The organism is Streptomyces apocyni, from assembly GCF_009739465.1.
GTDB classification, from domain to species: domain Bacteria; phylum Actinomycetota; class Actinomycetes; order Streptomycetales; family Streptomycetaceae; genus Streptomyces; species Streptomyces apocyni.
The window spans coordinates 35,853-54,933 of the sequence record NZ_WHOM01000033.1; the positions used below are offsets into that span (position 1 = coordinate 35,853).

At 72.9% G+C, this 19,081-nt stretch carries 14 protein-coding genes; 6 read left to right on the plus strand and 8 right to left on the minus strand.

Going from position 1 to position 19,081, the window contains the following annotated elements:
• Positions 1-8: 8 nt before the first annotated feature.
• Positions 9-1,286: an aromatic ring-hydroxylating oxygenase subunit alpha gene (locus GCN81_RS00710; protein WP_156721419.1), complete on the plus strand. Its 1,278-nt coding sequence runs from the start codon at positions 9-11 to the stop codon at positions 1,284-1,286.
• On the opposite strand, the gene GCN81_RS00715 is transcribed toward GCN81_RS00710, so the two are convergent.
• The 5 genes from GCN81_RS00715 to GCN81_RS00735 all read right to left on the minus strand — a co-directional run bounded on the left by GCN81_RS00715 (position 1,192) and on the right by GCN81_RS00735 (position 11,230).
• A complete protein-coding gene (locus tag GCN81_RS00715) occupies positions 1,192-6,027 on the minus strand; it encodes a hypothetical protein (protein ID WP_156721420.1) in 4,836 nt (1,611 codons plus the stop codon). The genes GCN81_RS00710 and GCN81_RS00715 overlap by 95 nt on opposite strands.
• 101 nt (positions 6,028-6,128) lie before the next feature.
• Positions 6,129-7,031 carry a hypothetical protein gene (locus tag GCN81_RS00720; protein ID WP_156721421.1) on the minus strand — a complete coding sequence of 301 codons (903 nt, stop codon included), beginning with the start codon at positions 7,029-7,031 and terminating at the stop codon, positions 6,129-6,131.
• 106 nt (positions 7,032-7,137) lie between these two features.
• Positions 7,138-8,661 carry a hypothetical protein gene (locus GCN81_RS00725; RefSeq protein WP_231626287.1) on the minus strand — a complete coding sequence of 508 codons (1,524 nt, stop codon included), beginning with the start codon at positions 8,659-8,661 and terminating at the stop codon, positions 7,138-7,140.
• Positions 8,662-9,114: 453 nt separating this feature from the next.
• Positions 9,115-10,533, minus strand: a complete 1,419-nt coding sequence (locus tag GCN81_RS00730) for a HEAT repeat domain-containing protein (RefSeq protein WP_156721423.1) — start codon at positions 10,531-10,533, stop codon at positions 9,115-9,117.
• Positions 10,534-10,837: 304 nt separating this feature from the next.
• Complete coding sequence (locus GCN81_RS00735) at positions 10,838-11,230, minus strand: ankyrin repeat domain-containing protein (protein WP_156721424.1); 393 nt, start codon at positions 11,228-11,230, stop codon at positions 10,838-10,840.
• Between the two features lie 280 nt (positions 11,231-11,510).
• Between GCN81_RS00735 and GCN81_RS00740 the strand changes: the two genes are divergently transcribed.
• Both GCN81_RS00740 and GCN81_RS00745 read left to right on the plus strand, forming a co-directional pair.
• Positions 11,511-11,705, plus strand: coding sequence for a hypothetical protein (locus GCN81_RS00740; RefSeq protein ID WP_156721425.1), 195 nt, complete (start codon positions 11,511-11,513; stop codon positions 11,703-11,705).
• Between the two features lie 28 nt (positions 11,706-11,733).
• Positions 11,734-13,371, plus strand: coding sequence for a type IV secretory system conjugative DNA transfer family protein (locus tag GCN81_RS00745; protein ID WP_231626288.1), 1,638 nt, complete (start codon positions 11,734-11,736; stop codon positions 13,369-13,371).
• Positions 13,372-13,461: 90 nt separating this feature from the next.
• On the opposite strand, the gene GCN81_RS00750 is transcribed toward GCN81_RS00745, so the two are convergent.
• Positions 13,462-14,958 carry an SCO1417 family PLP biosynthesis transcription factor gene (locus GCN81_RS00750; RefSeq protein WP_156721426.1) on the minus strand — a complete coding sequence of 499 codons (1,497 nt, stop codon included), beginning with the start codon at positions 14,956-14,958 and terminating at the stop codon, positions 13,462-13,464.
• Between the two features lie 99 nt (positions 14,959-15,057).
• Between GCN81_RS00750 and yczE the strand changes: the two genes are divergently transcribed.
• The 3 genes from yczE to GCN81_RS00765 all read left to right on the plus strand — a co-directional run bounded on the left by yczE (position 15,058) and on the right by GCN81_RS00765 (position 17,177).
• Positions 15,058-15,732 carry a membrane protein YczE gene (gene yczE, locus GCN81_RS00755; RefSeq protein ID WP_156721427.1) on the plus strand — a complete coding sequence of 225 codons (675 nt, stop codon included), beginning with the start codon at positions 15,058-15,060 and terminating at the stop codon, positions 15,730-15,732.
• On the plus strand, positions 15,729-16,496 hold the full coding sequence (locus tag GCN81_RS00760) for a glycerophosphodiester phosphodiesterase family protein (RefSeq protein ID WP_231626289.1): 768 nt from the start codon (positions 15,729-15,731) through the stop codon (positions 16,494-16,496). Before yczE ends, GCN81_RS00760 begins: the two co-directional genes overlap by 4 nt.
• 303 nt (positions 16,497-16,799) lie before the next feature.
• Positions 16,800-17,177 (plus strand): RNA polymerase-binding protein RbpA, encoded by a 378-nt coding sequence (locus GCN81_RS00765; RefSeq protein ID WP_156721428.1) that lies wholly within the window; start codon positions 16,800-16,802, stop codon positions 17,175-17,177.
• A gap of 98 nt (positions 17,178-17,275) precedes the next feature.
• On the opposite strand, the gene fxsA is transcribed toward GCN81_RS00765, so the two are convergent.
• Positions 17,276-17,866, minus strand: a complete 591-nt coding sequence (gene fxsA, locus GCN81_RS00770) for an FxsA family membrane protein (protein WP_156721429.1) — start codon at positions 17,864-17,866, stop codon at positions 17,276-17,278.
• 44 nt (positions 17,867-17,910) lie between these two features.
• Positions 17,911-18,681, minus strand: coding sequence for a polyprenol monophosphomannose synthase (locus GCN81_RS00775; protein ID WP_156721430.1), 771 nt, complete (start codon positions 18,679-18,681; stop codon positions 17,911-17,913).
• Positions 18,682-19,081: the final 400 nt, after the last annotated feature.

The window sequence follows — 19,081 nt, forward strand, 5'->3', positions numbered from 1 at the left end:
AGCCCCCCATGACCACCACGCCGACCACGCCGACCACGCCCCTCTCTCCCCACCCTCCCGATTCGGCGGATTCGGCGGATTCGGCGGGTTCGGCGGGTCCGCCGAGTCTGATCGCGACGCTGCCCGGCCGTCACTACACCGATCCGGAGCTCTTCCGCCAGGAGCAGGAACGAATCTTCGAGTCCGTGTGGTTCTGCGCGGTGCGCGGCGCCGACCTCGACAAGCCCGGTGCCTTCCGTACCGTGCGGATCGGCCGTGAGTCGGTCGTCGTCACCCGCAACCGCGCGGGTGAGCCGCGCGCCTTCCTCAACGTCTGCCGTCACCGGGGCGCCCGGCTCTGTCTGGAGTCGGCGGGCGAGGTGCGGCGGTCGCTGCAGTGCCCGTACCACGCGTGGACGTACGACCTGGACGGGAAGCTGATCGCGGCGCCCAACCTGGCCCAGCTCACCGACGTCGACCGCACGCAGTACGGGCTGCGGCCGGTCCGGCTGCGCGAGTGGCTCGGCTATGTGTGGCTCTGCCTCGCCGACGAGCCACCGTCCTTCGAGGAGACGGTGATCGGCGCGGCCGTGGAGCGGCTCGGGGACGTCGCCGTCATCGACCGGTACGGGGTGGCCGGGCTCGCCCTCGGCAGGCGGATCAGCTACGACGTACAGGCCAACTGGAAGCTGATCGTCGAGAACTTCATGGAGTGCTACCACTGCGCCACCATCCACCCGGAACTCACCGATGTCCTCCCTGAGTTCGCGGATGGTCTGGCCGCCCAGTACTACGTGGGACACGGCGCCGCGTTCGGCGACGACATCAAGGGCTTCACCGTGGACGGCAGCGCGGGCTTCGCACCACTGGACGGGATCGGCGCCGAGCTGGACCGCCGCTACTACGCGCTCACCGTGAAGCCGACGGTCTTCGTCAACCTGGTGCCCGACCAGGTGATCCTGCACCGGATGTTCCCGCTCGGCCCGGACCGTACGGTCGTGGAGTGTGACTGGCTGTACGCGCCCGAGGTCGTCGCGTCCGGCGCGGACCTGTCCGGCTCGGTGGAGCTCTTCCACCGGGTGAACGCGCAGGACTTCGCCGCGTGTGAGCGCACGCAGCCCGCGATGAGCTCGCGCGCCTACCGGGACGGCGGGGTGCTGGTGCCGTCCGAGCACCACATCGGGGCGTTCCACCAGTGGGTGCGCGAGCACATCAGCTCTGTGCCGAAGTCTGTGGCGAACTCTGAGCCGGGCTCTGAGCCGAGCTCTGTGCCGTCGTCGGGCGCTTGTACATCCGCGTCGCCGTGATCTCGCCGTGCACCGTCTCGCCGTCCGGGTCCTGCTGCGGCAGCCCAGGACGGAGGTGCTCCTCCACGCTGATGTACTTCAGGCCCGCGCGCAGATCCGCGTCGTTCCGCAGCCGGATGACCAGCGGGAACTCCGCGAGCGCCGTGGTGTCGAACAGGCCGGTGGTGTACAGGAGCTGGACACCCAGCGCGTCGGACACCGCGCGCTGGAGCTCCAGCAGGTAAGTGGCGTTGGCCCGGCCGATGGGGTTGTCCAGGAACAGCGTGCCCGCGTGGCGGTGCTTGTCGCGGCCCCGGTCGTTGCTGCGCAGGGCGGCCATCGTGCAGTACAGGGCGATGGCGGCGGTGAGCAACTGGCCGCCGGAGAAGACGTCGCCCATCTGTCCGACGGGCACCCGTTCGGCGCGCAGCACGGCGTCCGGCTTGAGGATCTCGACGGATACGCCCCGTGGCTCTAGTGCCGCCTGGACGCCCCTGAGCAGCAGGGACATCCCGTCGCGGCGCCCCTCTCCGTAGGCCGCCGCGGTGTTCTTGCGGACGGCGGCGCGGGTCGCCTCGTCGACGACCTCGCCGAGGCGTTCGGTGAGGGTCGCCTGGTCGGGTTCCTCGAAGCGGATGCGCAGGAACTCCTGGCCTGACCACTCGCCCAGGCCTTCGGGGAGGCGAGACAGTCGCTGCGCCGAACGCAGGGTTGCCAGCGCCGTCTCCACCAGGCCGCGCAGCCGGGCGACGATACTGTCGCGGTTGCGCTCCAGCTGTTCCAGTTCGTCGGTGAGCACCCGCAGGCGGGGGGCGAACGCCTCGGCCCACTTGTGTGCGTGCTCGGGCAGGGCGGCGGCGGGCAGTTCGCGGATCTGCTGGCGGGCCGGGGTGCGGACCTGCTCGTAGCGGGTGGAGTTGGCGTACCGGACCAGGACGTCGCTGCTCTCGCGTACGGCGGCTTCGGCGGCGGACAGGTCGGCGGCGCAGCCGCGCAGGGACCGCCGGGTCTCGGCGGCGGACTGGCGGGCCTCCTCCAGGGTGCCCGGGTAGGGCTCGGGCGCTTCGGGCTCGTCGTCCGTGTGGTCACGGAGCAGGTCGCGCAGGAGGGCGGCGGTCTCGTCGAAGCCGCCCGCCGCGTCCTCGGCGGCGCGGTGTGCCGTCAGGAGGTCGGTGTGTGCCTCCTTCGACTGCTGGAGGGCCTCGGTACGGGTGGCGAGTTCGGCGGTGGCGGTACGCAGCAGGGTCTGGGCGTGCTCGGCGTCGGCCGGGACCAGGTCGTCGGGCAGCTCCGTGTGCGCCTCGCCGTCCTCGGGGGCGTGCCGCTCGGCCTCGCCGCGGAGTCGGCCGAGCTGCTCGCTCGCGGTGGAGGCACGGGTCTCCAGCATCTGCACCAGGGTCTCGGCACGGGCTGCGGCGCCCTGACGCGAGGGGCTGTCGGCTCCGTCCGGGCCCTCGAGGAGCTGGGCGGCGCGGGTGCGGACCTTGTTGCTGAGCCGGTCGAGCTGGGCGAGTGCGGCGCTCTCGTCGCTCTCGGCGCGGGCCTGTTCGGCGCGCAGGTCGGCGCCGACGCCGACCTTCTCGTACAGCTGGGACGCGGCGCGGTAGGCCTCGCGCAGGGTCGGCAGGGCGGTGCGCGGGGCGCCGCCCTTCTCGGCGGTCTCTTCCCTTTCGGGGGTCTCTTCGGCGATCTCCTCGGGCGCGCCAGCGATCTCGGCGCGCTCGGCGCGGAGCGCGCGGGCGGTACGGCGGGCGTCGTCCGCGGCGCGCTGGGCGGCGCGGCGGTCCTCGTCGGCGGCCCTGGCGCGCTCCAGGCAGGACTGGGCCTTGGCCTCGGACTCGACGGCGTCATCGGCCAGTTCGCGCAGCTTGACCTGCCATCCGGCGCGTTCACGCAGCCGGAACGCCAGTCCGGCGAGGGCGTCGGCGGCCCGGCGGGCGCGCTGGGCGGCGTCCCCCCGCTCGTCCCGTACGCGCGCGGCGTCGGCGGCGGCCTCGTCGGCCTCGGCGCGTGCGGTGCGAGCCTCGACCAGTTCGGCCTCGGCTTCCTGGGCGAACGCGCGCGTCGTGTCGGCGGCCGTGGCGAGTTCGGCGAGGCTCCCGGCCGGACAGCTCGCCCGCCAGGAGGCGAGCCGGGCCGCGAGCTCGCGGTCCTTGCCCAGGCGGGTGGCGAGCGCCCGGATCTCCTCGTCGCGCAGGGTGGCCCGGGCCCGCAGGGCGTGGCGCTCCTCATCGGCGGCGTGCTCGTCGTGCATCGCTGGGTTCGGCGGTACGAGAAAGACGTCCCCGTCGCCCGCGCCGGGGCCCGGGGTGGGGGCGAGCAGCGCGGCGGCGGTGCCGACGGCCACCGTGGAGCGGGGCAGCAGCGCGGCCTCGTCCAGGACCTCGCGGGCGCGGGCGTGGGTCGCGGGGTCGGTGATGACGACGCCGTCGACCAGTTCGGGTCGGGCGGCGAGCACGCGCGCGTGGTCGGCCGGGTCGACGGCCTGCGCGAGGTAGCGCCAGCCGGGCAGGGCGGGAATGCCGTGCTCGCCCAAGTACTCGACGGTGGCCAGCACATCGGGCCCGGGTGGCAGCAGCCCGCCGTCACCCAGCGCGCCGAGGATGCGGGCGTCGTCGGCGGCGGCCGTACGCAGCTCGAACAGCTGCCGCTCGGCGGAGGCCACGCCCTGCTCGAGTAGCTCACCCAGTTCGTCGGCGTAGCGGTCCAGTTCATCGGCGGTGAGGGGACTGTCCGGGCCGGGCCGGGCGGGACGGTGCCCGGGTGCGGCGCCGTCGCCACGGCGGTGCGCCGACGGCTCCTGGCCGGTTTCGGCGTCCGCGTTCGCGTGCCCGGCCGCGGCGTGCGGGCTCGCGGAGTGGGCGTCGCCGTGCTCGTCCCCTGAGCGGGCCGCCCCGCGACCGGACGCGCGACCGGACGACGGCAGGCTCAGGAGTTCGGCGAGGCGTTCTTCCGCGGCGAGTGCCTCGGCGGTGCGGCGCTCCGCGTCGTACGCCTGCTCGGCGGCCGTCGCGGCGTCCGCGGCGCGGGCCGCGGTGAGCTCGGCGCGGGCCTCGGCGGCCGCGGTCTCCCTGGTGCGCTCGGCGGCGGTACGGGACACCTCGCGGGCGGCGTCCCACGCGGCGACCGCGGTCTGCTCGGCGTCACTGGCGGCCAGCGCGGCACGGGCCGGGTCGGCGTCCGGGGCCACGTCGTCCAGCCAGCCCGCGCGTACGGCTTCCGCGGTCTCCTGCTCGACCTCGGTCAGGCGCTGGCGCAGATGACCGCTCTCGCTGCGGGCCCGCTGCGCCTCGGTGGCCGCGGCCGTGGCGTCGCGGTGCGCCGCCTCGCCCGCCTCCTGGAGTACGGCGGACCGCTCCTCCTCCTCGTTGGCGAGGCGCTCGCCGTCCGCCGCGGCCGTGTGCAGCGCGCGTACGAGATCGGCGGCGGCCTTCGCCCTGGCGGCAAGCGCGGGCGCCGCGTCCCGCTCGGCCTCCCGGATGGCGGCGGCCACCCGGGCCGCACGATCGGCGGCGGCGCGGTGGCGGAGTACCGCCTCGGCGGCCTGCCACGCGGCGTGCAGGGTGCGCGCGTCGGCGAGTTCGCGCTTCTGCGCGGCGGCCGACTTCTCCGCGGCGGACAGGGCCAGGGACGCGTTGCGGTAAGCGAGTTCGGCGGCGATCAGCGCGCTCTGGCCGCGGGTCCGCTCGGCCTCGGTGACGGTGTGCGCGGCGTCGGTGACCCGCTGGGCCAGGTCGGTGGCGCGGGCCCGCTCCTGGGCGGCGCGCGCGGAGAGCCTGCGGGACAGCGTCCGGGTGCGCCGCTCGGCGCCCGCGTGCACCTCACGCGCGCGTGTCCGCGTCTGGGATGCCTCCACGATCCGCCCGAGCAGGTCCACCGATCCCGCGGTGAAGTCGCGTTCCGCGATGAGCTCCGCGCGCCGCCCCAGTTTGTTGCCGAAGCCGCTCACCAGGTCGGCGAGCCCGTCGGTGTCCCGGGTGTCGGTGACGGCACGCAGCAGCAGGTCGGTGAAGTCGGAGTCCTTCTTGACCGCGAAGAGCCCGGCCGCCTCGCCCTCGTCGGCGTTCATCTCCCGCTGGTAGCGGAAGAGTTCGGGGTCAAGGCCCACCTCGCCGAGGTGCTCGTTCCAGCGGTCGTGGATCTCCTCCCAGTGGACCTCGAGATGCGGGTACGCCTTGCCCGCTTCGGTGAGCGCGTCCCTGAAGCCCTTCATGGTGCGGCGGCGCCCCTGGGCCCCGGACACGCCCTCGGCCGTCGGACGTACCGCCGTGGACTCGGCCACCGGCAGGTTGTCCAGGCTCATTCCGGGGCCGGGACGCAGCGAGTACCAGGCCTCGGCGAACTTCCGCGGATCGCTGGAGACCTGCCGCCCCCGCCACTCGCTCACCTTGCCAACCACCACGCACTCGCCGGTCAGGGTGTGCTGCCACTCCAGGGCCACATGCCCGCAGTCGTCGGCGAGCAGGAACTTGCGCAGGACTCCGGAGCTGGCGCCGCCGAGGGTGTTGCGGTGGCCGGGCAGCATCACCGAGAAGATCAGCTTGAGCAGTACGGACTTCCCGCCGCCGTTCTCCAGGAAGAGCACCCCGGCCGGGGCCGGGCGGCGCGGCGGGCCGGTCGGCTCGTCCTCGAAGAACTCCGCCTGGGTGGGCGCGGGGTTCGGCACGGCCGGGCCCACTCCGCGCAGGTCAAGCACGGTGTCGGCATAGCGCGCACCGGCTGGGCCGATGGAGTAGAGGCGGACCCGGGACAGCTCGTACATGGCGGGGACTCTCGTCGTCAGTCTGAGGGCGGGAAGCGGGGAGGCGGGAAGCGGGGAGGCGGGGAGGCGGGGAGCGGGAGGTTGTGGTGGTGAGCTGGGGCTCAGGGCTGCTCTGTTGTGGCGTGGAAGGGCAGTCCGGCGCCGGCGACCAGCTCCAGGTCCTCGCCGTCGTGGGCGGGCAGGAGGCTCGCGGTGCCGTCGGTCACCGGGACGATGCCCAGCTCCAGCAGCTCGGCCATCGCGGCGCTGCCCGCCAGGTCGCGGACCTGTAGCTGGTAGCGGGCGGTGGTGCGGTAGGTCCCCCCGGAATCGTCGCCGGTGCGCTGCAGGAACCCGGAGTCGGTGAGAAAGACGGCGGCCTTGCCGACGATGCCGGTGGTGGAACCCGCCAGGCGGCGCGCGTCCTTGGTGGCACCGGTGGCGCTGCGCCGGGCCCAGATCCGCCAGCCCGCCTCAAGCCCGGGGGCATCGGAGGCGGGGTCGGTGTTCTCGCCCTGTTCCTCGGCGCGCTCTTCGAGGCGGCGGCAGGCCTGGCGGACGAACGCGTCGACGCCGTTGACGGTGACGCGTCCGATGTAGCCGTCGTCGGCGAGGTCCTCGGGGCGCGGGAAGGCCATGGCGGCGATCGCGAGGTGGGCGAGGCCGTGCAGGAAGCGGTCGGCCGCGTCGGACGAGGCGCGCCGGGCGTAGTCGCCCATGCGGACGGCGAACACGGAGTCCTCGGCGGCGGTCACCGCCATGCCCGCGCGCGGGGACACCTCCAGGACGACGAGTCCGAGCCCGGTGGCCACGGCGTCCGCGAGCCGGGCGAAGGGCGCGTCCTCGCGGTAGCGGCGCAGCAGTTCGGTGTACTCGGCGTCGCGGGCGGGCTGGAGTTTGGGCTGGAGTCCGAAGGAGACCAGCCGCGCGGCGTCGGCGGCGTCGGCGGGAGTGACGGGGGCGGGGGCCGTGGGGCGGGTCTCCGGTTCGCTCCACGCGGCGGTGTCTGCGTGGTGGTCGGTCACGGGTTCGCTCCTTGCTGAGGTTCGGAAATCAGCCCGTCCAGGCTGCTGCGACGGCTACGGCTCCGGCTTCGGCTTCGGCTGGGTCCGAGGCTGGGGAAGGCACCCATCACGCCGCCTCCGTACGATCCGCGGCCATGCCCGCCGCGTCGAGCAGTGCCGTGCCGACGATCAGGTCGGCGCCGCCGAACTCCGGGTCGTCCAGGTCCGTTCCGTCGTCCACCGCGAACAGCAGTCGCCGCTCCCCCTGCCGGTACGCGGTGCCGACCGGCGGGCTGGCCGCGTGCACGGCCAGCAGCGCGACGAGATAGGGCAGTTCGGGGTCACGGCGCCGGGCTTCAGCGAGCAGTCCGGACAGTCGGCGCGGCGCGTCATGCTCCAGATCGAGCAGTTCCATGGCGCTGGCCAGCTGCTCCTCGCTGAACCTGCTGTCGTCCGGTGTGGCGATCAGATCCGGCTCGGGCATCTCGGCGCCCAGCTGCTCGCGCTCCACAGGAGGGGTCAGGAGCATCTCCACGAGGTCACGGGCGCGCACCGACGTCGGGGTGCGCAGGCCGGTGCCGCGGGCGAAGAACGCGTCCGTGACGCGGGTCGCCCGCTCGACGGGGAGCGGCAGCAGAGGGGCGACCAGCTGGCCGTACAGGTCGAGCCCGGAGCGGGCGGTGGGGGTCGCGAAGGCCTGCCGGTCCTGCTCGGCGCGGAACAGCGGTCCGGCCTCCAGGAGCCGGGACTGCAGCTGGGTGTGGCGGCGGATGCAGTCCTTGACGATGTCGACGAGCTCGGCGGCGCGCCGCTTGTGTTCGGCGGTCTTGGGGTCGGAGCCGGTGTCGGCCTCGTCTCTGGCCTTGCGGATATTGGTCAGGATGGCGTTTTCGTGGCGGTACCGGTCGGCGACGTGGTCGAGCGCCTCGGCGATCATGTCGGGGACGGCCCGCAGCCAGTCCACCGCGCGGACGTTGCGCCGGGTGGCGTCCAGGGCGCGGCGCAGCGACTCCGAGTACTGGACGGTGCGGTAGCGGGCCTGTTCGGCGGCGAGCTGGGCGTCGGCGAGGCGGCCCCGGTTGATCAGTACCTCGAGTTTGACCTCGGCCGCGATCTGGGCGCTGGTGACGTCCGTGTCGAGGGCGCCGACCAGGACGTTGACCGCTTCGTCCGTGGTCCGGAGATAGACCCCGCCGCCGTAGCCGGGGACCTCCTCCACGAGCTTGAAGTCGTAGTCACGGCGGACGTAGGAGCCGTCGGGGGCGAAGGTGCCGTACACGGCGCGGAAGCCGCGGTCCGCGCTGCCGACGTTGATCAGGTTCTCCAGGACCCAGCGGGCCACCCGCTCGTGTTCGGCGGTGGGCCGCTGGGGCGCCTGGGCGGCCACGCGCGGGACGAGCCTGGCCACGATCTGCTCGTGGTCGGCGCCGGTGTCGAAGTCCATGTTCAGCGTGATCAGGTCGATGGCGGAGAGCGCCACCTCCGCCATCGCGTACGTCGAGTACTCGCCCGCGAGGTTGGCCTTGCGTACGTCGAGGTCGTGCAGCGGGGCCGTGCAGGCGAGCGCGCGCAGCCGCCGAGCCAGGCCCTCGTCGGCGGCCGGGCCCAGGACCGGGGACGGGACACTCTTGGCCAGGGCAGGTGCAGTCACGACGGAAAGATTAGGCGGTCGCACTGACAACGGCCGAAACGGCGCAGATGGCCCCGCATGCGCGCGGGGACCGCGCGGCGGCGGCCATGGTCTGTTCCGCCGCGTTCGGTGTCCACCAGGCAGCCGCCCGAGGCTGTCTGATAGCCGTGCCGCACGCCGTGAACCGCCCTTGCGCGCGGGAGAGTTCAGGCGACGGCGCTTGGCTGCCCAGCCGTCGACAGTGCGCTGAGAACGGCGGCACCGCTGCGTTGTGCGCAGGTCGAGCGGCAGGCTGGAGCCGCGGACCAGGTGACGTAGTTCATCGGCCGCGAGCATCAGCGGCTAAGGCAGCGGGTCAGCGCACCGGGGCGCCACCCGGCCGGTAGGTGGGGGCTGCTCGGGCTCGTACACCGCGTCGAGGCGGGCGGCGGGCGTGTGCTGCTCTGGGGCCGTCGAGCGCCGTCCGGCGCCGCGTCACACGGCGGGTGCGTCGGGTCCGATCCGGCTGCGTACCGCCGTCTGCACCTCGTCCTCCTCGGCCGGGTCGGCGGCGAGCCTTCTGAGCTGGTCGACCACGCGGTTGTCCGCGGTCTCGGCGTGCCGGGCGGCGACCTCGCGGGTGGACTCCTCGCAGTCCCACAGACATTCGACGGCGAAGCCCGCAGCGAACGAGCGGTCGGTAGCGGCCAGTGCGCGGGCGGCGCGGCCGCGGAGCTGGGACGAGGCGGTCTCGCGGTAGACGTGGCGCAGTACGGGCGCCGCGCAGGAGATGCCGAGCCGTCCGGCTCCGTCGACCAGCGTCCACAGGGTCTGCGCGTCGGGCCCTTCGCCGCGTACGGCCTCGCGCAGCGCGCCCAGCACCAGGGACGCGTCCTGCGCGCCGCCTCGGCAGGCGAGCACCCGGCCCGCGGCGGCGCCGAGTGCGTCGGGTCGGTGTACCCAGCCGCGGGCGCGGTCCACGGCGGTATCGCTCTGCATCCGCTCGAAGGCGTCCACGGCGGCGTCCACGACGGTCCGGGTCCCGTCGGCCACGGCGGCCTCGATCAGGTCGAGAACGGCGGGGTCCCGGGCGTCGGCGAGGTAGCGCAGCGCCGTGCTGCGCGCCCCGTCGCCGCCGGCGCGGGCCGTGGCCAGGATCTCCGGGCGGTCGTCGGGTCCGGCGACCGCGGTGAGACATCGCGCCGCGGGCACATAGCGTCCCGCGCCGCGCTCGATGGCTTCTTCGGCCCAGTCGAAGACGGCGCGCACGCTCCATCCCGGGCGGGGGCCCGCTGGCCGCATCTGCCGCTGCCACTGGTCGAACGAACCGCGCTCCTGGGCGGCCCTGACCCGGGTGGCCACAGCCTCGCGCGGGTCGTCGGCCCAGAGTCGCCAGGGGCGTGGCTCGAAGGCGTCCCGTACGGCGGCCGCGAGGTCGGCCTCACCTTCGGGGGTGTGCGGGAACCGGGCCAGGACAGGTCCGGCCAGGGCGCGCAGGCCCGCGTCCTCGTCGCGCAGGGCGAGCTCGTCCAGGGCCCAGGCCCAGCTGGTGCCGCTCGCGGCGTACCTGCGCAGCAGGGCCAGGGCGTCGCCTCTGCCGTACGAGGCGAGGTGGCCGAGTACCGCGAGGGTGAGGCCGGTGCGTGACTCGTCGGTGTCGACGACGTCGGCGCCGCAGAACAGATGCCGTTCGATCTCGTCGAGCCCGCCGTGCAGGTCCAGGTAGAGGCGGGCGTAGTAGAGCGAGCGGCTCTCCACCTGCCAGTCGTGGCGAGGGTCGCTCAGCACGCAGTGGTTGAGGGCCGCGAGTGCCTCGGCGCGGGGCGCCGTAAGGGCGTGCAGGGTGCCGTCGCCGCGGCCCCGCTGAAGCAGGCCGAGCAGGGTGCCGCTGGGCGCTATGACCGTGTCGAACATGGGAAAAGCCTCACATCAAGCTGTCGACGCAACAGGGGATCGTGCACTACCTGGCCGCGCGACAACACGTACGGCTGCCCGTCGTCTCTTGCTTGCGGTAGACCATCGTCCTCTGCCTCTCGTCGTGGCCCGGCACGGGCCTCACGGTCCGCGTGGTGCAGCGTCTGCCCAGCCATCGCGTCCGTGAATCACGACGTCATGATGGCTCAGCGGTTCCGGCCAACGCGACCAGATTTCCTGTGGTTCCCCCCGTTTCCCTCTTCGCCCCCCGTGGGCGCCCCCCGTGGCCGCCCCCATGGCCCCGTCACTGGGCGCCGAACAGCTCCAGCAGTTCGCTCTTGCCGAACATCCGGGCGGTGTCCAGCGCGGACGGCGTCCCGGCGGCCGGATCGGCACCGCCGTCCAGGAGCACCCGGACCACCTCGTCCTCCCCCTTGAAGACGGCTCCGGCCAGGGGTGTCTGTCCGCGGTCGTTGATGCGGTCGGCATCCCCGCCGCGCTCCAGCAGGGCCCGCACCGCGTCCGCGTGGCCGTGGTAGGCGGCGAGCATCACCAGGGAGTCGCCCCGGTCGTTGGTGAGGTTCACCGGCACACCCGCGTCGACGTACGCGGCGAGCGCCTCGGCCTCGCCCTGTCGCGCCAGATCGAAGATCTTCGTGGCGAGCTCCACGACCTCCGGATCGGGGGCTTCGGTCATGGGTGGAACCGCCTTTCGCTGCATAGGGAGGTACGCCCGTGGGCCGTACGAGTGAATCGACAGCGTACTGCCCACCAGGGCACATGACGGCGCGCGCCCGAGGCATAGATCACTCCAGGGTCACCGGTCTGGCCGTGTGGCGCGTCCGGGCGGAAGTTCACGTTCCGCCAGCGCGGTGAAACATTCCACAATTCACCCACTCGCACCTTTTGTCGTATGGATACATGCTGTGAACCTGGAACAACTCATGGTGACTGTCCCATCAACCAGGAGAACACTCATGATCCTGTCCATCTCAGGCGTCGTGCTGCTCGGAGTCATCGTCTTCCTCTTCTTCCGCAAAGACGGACTCAAGGCCTCGCACGCGTTGGTCTGCGCCCTCTTCGGTTTCTATCTCGCCGGTTCGGCGATCGCGCCGAGCATCGAGGCGGGCGGCGCCAGCCTGGCCAGCCTGCTCGGTGGGCTGAAGATCTGACCCCGGCGGACTACCTCAGGAGACAGACGTGGCCAGGCGCCCACTCCCCCACATTCTGACCAGCGGATCGGCCTCGATCGCCCGCGGTAAGGCCTCGATCGCCCGTGGCCGGGAGCTGGCCAGGACGGTCGCCGACAGCGCCGCCGACGTTCTCCATCCGCTCATCACCCTCTCCAAGGGGCTCGGCCGACTGGCTGCCTCGGGTCGGCAACGGTGGACCGCGACACCCAAGGACCGGCGCGGTCCACTGCTGTTCCTGGTGGCCGCGTGCGTCCTGGTCGTCGCCCTCATGCCGTACGGGCCCGTGGTCGCCCTGATCTCCCTGATGGCCGCGTCCGCCTGGGCCGGCCGGGACCGCACCCCACCGGCCCCGGAAGGTCCCGACGACGCGCAGCGGCAGCGGCTGCGGGCGCTCTACGAGGCGCTGGTCCCGTACTTCTCGGTGGCTGACGACCCCAGTCCCCTCTACGCCCACGGCGGGGACTGGGGCCAGGTCTTCGTCAGCCACGCGTTCGACCACAGCGGGCGCCTCGAGCGCCTCGTGCTGCGCTATCCGGCGTACTTCACGGACGGCGAGGCCACGTCACGGGCCCGGATCGAGCAGTTGCTGCACGCCAAGTCGGGGCGCGGCCGCGAGCACCACTTCGCCTGGGACGAGGAGGGCAACCAGCTCACGGTCAGCGTGCTGGCCTCCCTGCCCACCGATATCGCGGCCCAGCGATTCGTCACGGCCCCGGGCGAGACGGTGCTCGGCTTCACCGACGCGACGACCGTGCGGCGCACGCTCCCGGTGACCGACGGCGACGAGCGGCGGGATGTGCCCCCGGTCGTCTGGCGCACGGGCGCGCGCTCGACCGAGCCGCATCTGCTGGTCGTCGGCCAGCCGGGAAGCGGCACGACCACCTTCATGCGTTCCGTCGCGCTACAGGCCCTCCAGCACGGCGATGTCCTGATCATCGAGGGCGGCGGCACCGGCGAGTACGCCTGCCTCACCGGCCGCGCGGGCGTGCTCGCCCTGGAATGCGGCCTCTCCGGCGCGCTGGCCACCCTGGAGTGGGCGGCCCACGAGACGGAACGGCGGCTGATCGCCGCCAACCGCGCACGCCAGGCGGGCCACCCGCCACCCGACGACACGCGTCGGCCACTGTGGCTGCTGCTGGACCGTCCCAGCGTCCTGGGACACCTGGCCGCCGCGGACGGCCGCAGGGAACCACAGGCGCTGCTCCAGGTGCCGCTCCGGCACGGCCGGGCGGCGAACGTCACGGTCGTCGTGGCCGACCAGTTCGACTGCCTGGACACCCTGAGCGATCCCGTATGGCAGCACACCCGCGCGCGCGTGGCGCTCGGCCCCGCTACTGAGGAGCAGCTGACGGCCGTGCTGGGCCTGCCGCCGTCCACGACGCCCACGTCCGACGTGCCTCCGGGGCGCGGATACGCGCGGCTCGGCGCCGGTCCCGTGCACCGTTTGCAGGTACCCGCCACGCCAGACCCGTACGACGACGCGACCAGCGAGGCGCACCGGCAGGCGGTCCTGGAGCTGCTGCCGCCGCGCACCGAGGTCCACGAGGCCACCGCGCCCGAGCCCCCCGCGGAGGTGGTGCTCACCAAGGCCGCCGGACCGGTGGCCTTGGTGAAGGCGGAGGGCGGGGGCGAGGGCGAGGGCTGACACGGGCCCCGCAACACGACAGACCGTCAGACCGTCAGGCACTCAGGCACTCAGGCGCTCAGGCGCTCAGGCGCTCAGGCGCTCAGGCCTTCAGGCCACGAACATCCGCCCCGACTCCGTCCCGCCCGCTCCGGTCCGCACCAGCCCGGCGGCGGCCGCGAGCCGTACCGCCGCCTCGTCGGCGAGCGCCCCCCCGACCGTGAACGGCAGCCGTAGGTACCCCTCAAACGCGCCGTCGACGCCGAACCGCGGCCCCGACGGCACCCGCACCCCCACCCGCTCGCCGACCTCGGCAAGCCGCGACCCGGAGAGCCCTCCGGCGCGCACCCACAGCGTCAGCCCACCCGCGGGCACCTCGAACTCCCAGTCGGGCAGCTCCCGGCGCAGGGCGGCGACCAGATCGTCACGGTTCTCCCTGGCCTGCGTGCGGCGCACCTCGATGGCCTCCTCCCAGCCGCCGGTGCTGAGCAACCAGCTGACCGCGAGCTGCTCCAGCACCGGGGTGCCCAGGTCGGCGTACGCGCGCGCCGCCACCAGGCTGCGGATCACATCGGGCGCGGCCCGCACCCAGCCGATGCGCATGCCCGCCCAGAAGGCCTTGCTCGCCGAGCCGACCGTGATGACCGTGGAACCGCCGGGGTCGAAGGCGCACACCGGGCGCGGCATGGCCCGGTCCGCGTCGAGGCACAGCTCCGACATCGTCTCGTCGGCGACCAGGACCGTACCCGCCGACCGTGCGGCGTCCACCAGAGCGCGCCGCTGGACGTCGTCGGGCAGGGCCCCGGTCGGGTTGTGGAAGTCGGCGACCACATAGGCGAGGCGGGGCGCGGCGTCGCGGAGCACCTGGCGCCAGCGATCCAGGTCCCAGCCGCTGAGGCCGTCGCCCATGGCGACCGGCACCAGCCGCGTTCCGGCCTCGCGCATCAACTGGAGGATGTTCGCGTACGACGGGGACTCGACGGCGATGCGCTCACCACGCCCGCCGAACAGATGGCAGATCGCGTCGATCGCGCCCATCGCCCCGGTGGTGACCATGATCTGTTCGGGCATGGTCGGGATGCCGCGCGCGGTGTAGCGCTCGGCGAGCAGCTGGCGCAGCACGGGCAGCCCCGCCGGGTAGTCGCCGTGGGTGTGGGCGTACGGCGGAAGCTCCTCCAGGGCGCCCTGTACGGAGCGGGTGAGCCAGGGCTCGGGGGCGGGCAGGGCGGCGCATCCGAGGTCGATCATGGAGCCGAGCGCCTCGGGCGGCAGCGGCTCCAGACCGCGCGCGGGCAGCGGATTGCCCGCGGGTACGGCGGTCCAGCTGCCCGCTCCTCTGCGGGACTCCAGGAAGCCCTCGCCGCGGAGCGCCTCGTAGGCGGCGGCGACGGTGGTGCGGCTGACGTTCAGCGCCAGCGCCAGCTCACGCTCGGCCGGGAGGCGGGCGGCCACCGGGACCCGGCCTTCCAGGACCAGCAGCCGGATGCCGTCCGCGAGCGACCGGTAGGCGGGCGGGCGGCGGGTGCCCGCGCCCGCGGGGCGCTCTTGCTGGGAGCGGATGAGCCGGGAGAGCTGAGTGGAGCCCACCGCAGAAGTCCACTGCGCCATACAGATCAGTCCACCTTCCCTGAATTGGCCCTGGTTGGCCTCATATCCCAAGCCACAGAGTGACACGAACCAAGCCACTATCACCACCGGGGGCACACCTTGTCCGGATCAGTCACCTCCACGGTTCCGCGGACCCAGCTCCCGCGCAGGCTGCTGCAGTTGTATGTCGGGCTGGTGCTGTACGGCGGGAGTTCGGCGCTGATGGTCCGCTCAGGGCTGGGTCTTGAGCCATGGAACGTGCTGCACCAGGGCCTGGCGCGGCTGACCGGGCTGAGCATGGGCGTCGTGCTGACCATCCTCGGCGCGGCGGTGCTGCTGCTGTGGATTCCGCTGCGGCAGCGTCCGGGCCTCGGCACGGTCTCCAACGTCCTGGTGATCGGTGTCGCCATGGATGCCGCGCTCGCCGTCATGCCGGATGCCCAGGGCCTGGCGGTACGCGTATCCGCGCTGGTCACCGGGATCGTGCTCAACGGCGCGGCGACCGGCCTGTACATCTCCGCCCGTTTCGGCCCGGGCCCACGGGACGGCCTGATGACCGGTCTGCACCGGGTCACCGGCCTCTCCATCCGCCTGGTGCGCACCGCCGTGGAGGTCACGGTCGTCGCCACCGGCTTCGCCCTCGGGGGCACGGTGGGGCTCGGCACCGTCGCCTACGCGCTGGCGATCGGCCCGCTCGCGCAGTACTTCCTGCGCCTGTTCGCCATCCCCGCGGCGGGCTCCAGCAGCACGGTGGTCGCCAGCTCGCCACGGGAGCACGCGATACTGCCGCGGTGAACATCCGCGTACGGCACCCCTTCCTCGACACGCCGGGACCGCTCGCCTTCGCCCACCGGGGCGGGGCGATGGACGGTCTGGAGAACACCGCGGCCGCGTTCCGGCGCGCGGTCGACTGCGGGTACCGCTACCTGGAGACCGACGTCCACGCCACGGCCGATGGACGGCTGGTCGCCTTCCACGACGCCTCACTGGACCGGGTGACGGACACCGGCGGCAGGATCGCCCGCCTGCCGTGGAGCGTCGTACGCCACGCGCGCGTAGCGGGCGGTGAGCCGATCCCGCTCCTGGAGGAGCTCCTAGAGGAATTCCCCGAGGCCCGCTGGAACGTGGACGTCAAGGCGGAGTCCGCGCTCGCCCCGCTGATCGCCCTCTTGCGGCGCACCGGAGCCTGGGACCGGGTGTGCGTCGGCTCGTTCTCCGAGGGCCGGGTGGCCCGGGCCCAGCGCCTCGCGGGCCCGCGCCTGGCGACGTCACTGGGCACCCGCGGCGTCCTGGGGCTGCGACTGCGCGCGTACGGCGCTCCGGCGACGCCACGGCGCTCGGCGGTGTGCGCCCAGGTTCCGGAGGTGGCTTCGGGGGTACGGGTGGTGGACCGCGGCTTCGTGCGGGCCGCGCACGCGCTGGGCCTGCAGGTCCATGTGTGGACCGTGAACGACCCGGAGCGGATGACCGCCTTGCTCGATCTCGGCGTGGACGGCATCGTGACCGACGAGATCGGCACCTTGGCCGAGGTACTGAAGGCGCGGGGAGCCTGGTCCTGAGCCCGTGGGCCAGTGATCGTTCCCGAATCGATTCCGAGCAGATTTAGCCGTTCAAGCCAAAGGCCGGTAGTGTACGCCTTTGACTTGCCGGGCGGACCGTTACTGCGCGCTAAAGAAAGAGAATCGCTGGGTGACATCTGCTGCTAGATGTGACAAACCGGGCGCCGGTGGGTACAACAAGGGGCGGCTACGACGGCGACGCGTTTACCCGGAACGGGAATCTTATCCGCCGACCGGACGTTGACCGGATGACGACGACAGCGACACCTGTCCTGTGGGCGACAAGCCCGGGAGGCACGATTCATGAGTGAGCGAGCTCTTCGCGGCACGCGCCTCGTGGTGACCAGCTACGAGACCGACCGCGGCATCGACCTGGCCCCGCGCCAGGCCGTGGAGTACGCATGCGAGAACGGACATCGCTTTGAGATGCCGTTCTCGGTAGAGGCGGACATCCCGCCGGAGTGGGAGTGCAAGGTCTGCGGGGCCCAAGCACTCCTGGTAGACGGCGACGGGCCCGAAGAGAAGAAGGGCAAGCCCGCGCGTACGCACTGGGACATGCTCATGGAGCGGCGCACCCGCGAGGAGTTGGAGGAAGTCCTGGCCGAGCGCCTGGCCATTCTCCGCTCCGGAGCCATGAACATCGCCGTGCATCCGCGGGACAGCAGCCGTAAGTCCGCCTGACTCCGCGTACTTCAGCTAACGGCATCAACCAGCAAGAGCCGGGGGCGGCGCCNNNCCGCCCCCGGCTCTTTCCTGTGCGCCCACGGGGCTCTTCGCTCCTACGGGGTCAGCGGTGGGCGCGGGCCGTCGTCGGGGCGTGGTGCGTCGTCCTGCGGGCGCTCGTCGTTCTTGATGACCTCACCGGGGACGACCTTGCCGTCCGGGCGGTGCATGCGGGACTGCTGGTAGGCGTCCTCGAAGCTGCCCGGCGGTGCCTGCCGGACCCGCCGTTCGAAGGCCCGTTGCGCGTACCGGCTCACCCCACCGCGTACCGGTGGCAGCAGGCACAGCAGACCGAGGGCGTCGGAGAGCACGCCCGGCATCATCAGCAGCAGGCCGCCCAGCATGACCAGGCCGTTGCCACCGCCCTGCTCGGGCGGCATGGGCTGCTCGCCCCGCTGTTGCCGCTGGAGCGTCTCGCTCAGGTTCTGGAAGGCCCGGCGCCCGGCGCGCTTGATCACCGCGGCGCCCAGTACGAAGCCCGCCACGAGCAGCAGGAAGACGGTGAGGCCGCCAGCCACGCTGCCGATCTCGATCAGCAGCCAGATCTCGAGGACCAGCCACGCAGCGACAGCGAGCGGCAGGAGCCTGAGCAGCCGGGAGCGCGGCGGGCGGGCGGGGTGGGTCGGAGGCGGAGTGCCGGTCGTCATACTCCCAGTGTGCCGGGCGAAACGTCCGAACGGAGTAAGCGGGGTCAGCGGGGCTTGCGGCGGTCCGTCACGCGTCCGACTCGCTCCCTCACACCCCAGGCGGTGACCCGCCACAGCGCCTCGACGACGATGTCCCGGCTCATCTTGGAGTCACCGAGTTCGCGTTCCACGAAGGTGATGGGCACCTCGACCACATGGAAGCCGGCTCTGACGGCGCGTCGGGCCAGGTCCACCTGGAAGCAGTAGCCCTGCGAGGCGACCTCCTCCAGGCCGAGCCCTTCGAGGGTCTCTCGCCTGAAGGCCCGGAAACCGCCGGTGACATCGCGGATCGGTACATCGAGGAGCAGGCGCGAGTACGTACTGCCGCCACGGGAGAGGAACTTCCGGGACGCGGGCCAGTTGACGACCCGCCCGCCGGGCACCCAGCGCGAGCCGAGCACCAGGTCGGCGCCCCTGAGCGCGGTCAGCAGCCGGGGCAGTTCCTCGGGGCGGTGGGAGCCGTCGGCGTCCATCTCCACCAGGACGCCGTAGCCGTGCTCGATGCCCCAGGCGAAGCCCGCGAGGTAGGCGGCGCCCAGGCCTTCCTTGCCCTTGCGGTGCAGCACCTGGACGTGGTCGTCGTCGGCCGCGAGCTCGTCGGCCAGTTTGCCGGTGCCGTCCGGGCTGTTGTCGTCGGCGACAAGGACGTGCGCCTCGGGCACCGAGGCCCGTACGCGCTCGACGATCGACTTGATGTTCTCGGCCTCGTTGTAGGTCGGGATGATCACCAAGGCTGTGCCGAGCGGGCCGTACTGCCGCTCTTCGCCGTCCTTCACTGCTGCCCCTTAAGTCCGTCCGCAGAAGCCCCACCTTAGTCTGCGGACCCAGGCGACCCACGGCTACCCGCCACTCAAGATCCGGTCGAGCCTGCGGATCGGGGCCCGGCGCCCTTCGGGCCGACCTGGGGCCCGCTGGCTGCGGGTCGACCGAGTGCCGTTGTCTACTGAGCGTCCGGGCCCCACCCGGGTCACACCCGCCCCCAAGCTCTCGACTGCGCTCGAGCAGGGAGGGCCCCTTCCCAGGGGCCCTCCTACCAGGCAGGACCTCCCATGCCCCCGAGGCGCGGGCGCTGGACCTGGCTGCCAGTGAGGGTGAGCCGGTGCGGCACGCCCCCCATTGGCCCAGCGGCGTTCGACGACTGTGTGGAGGTCTCCCGGTCGGACGTCCTGTGGTGGA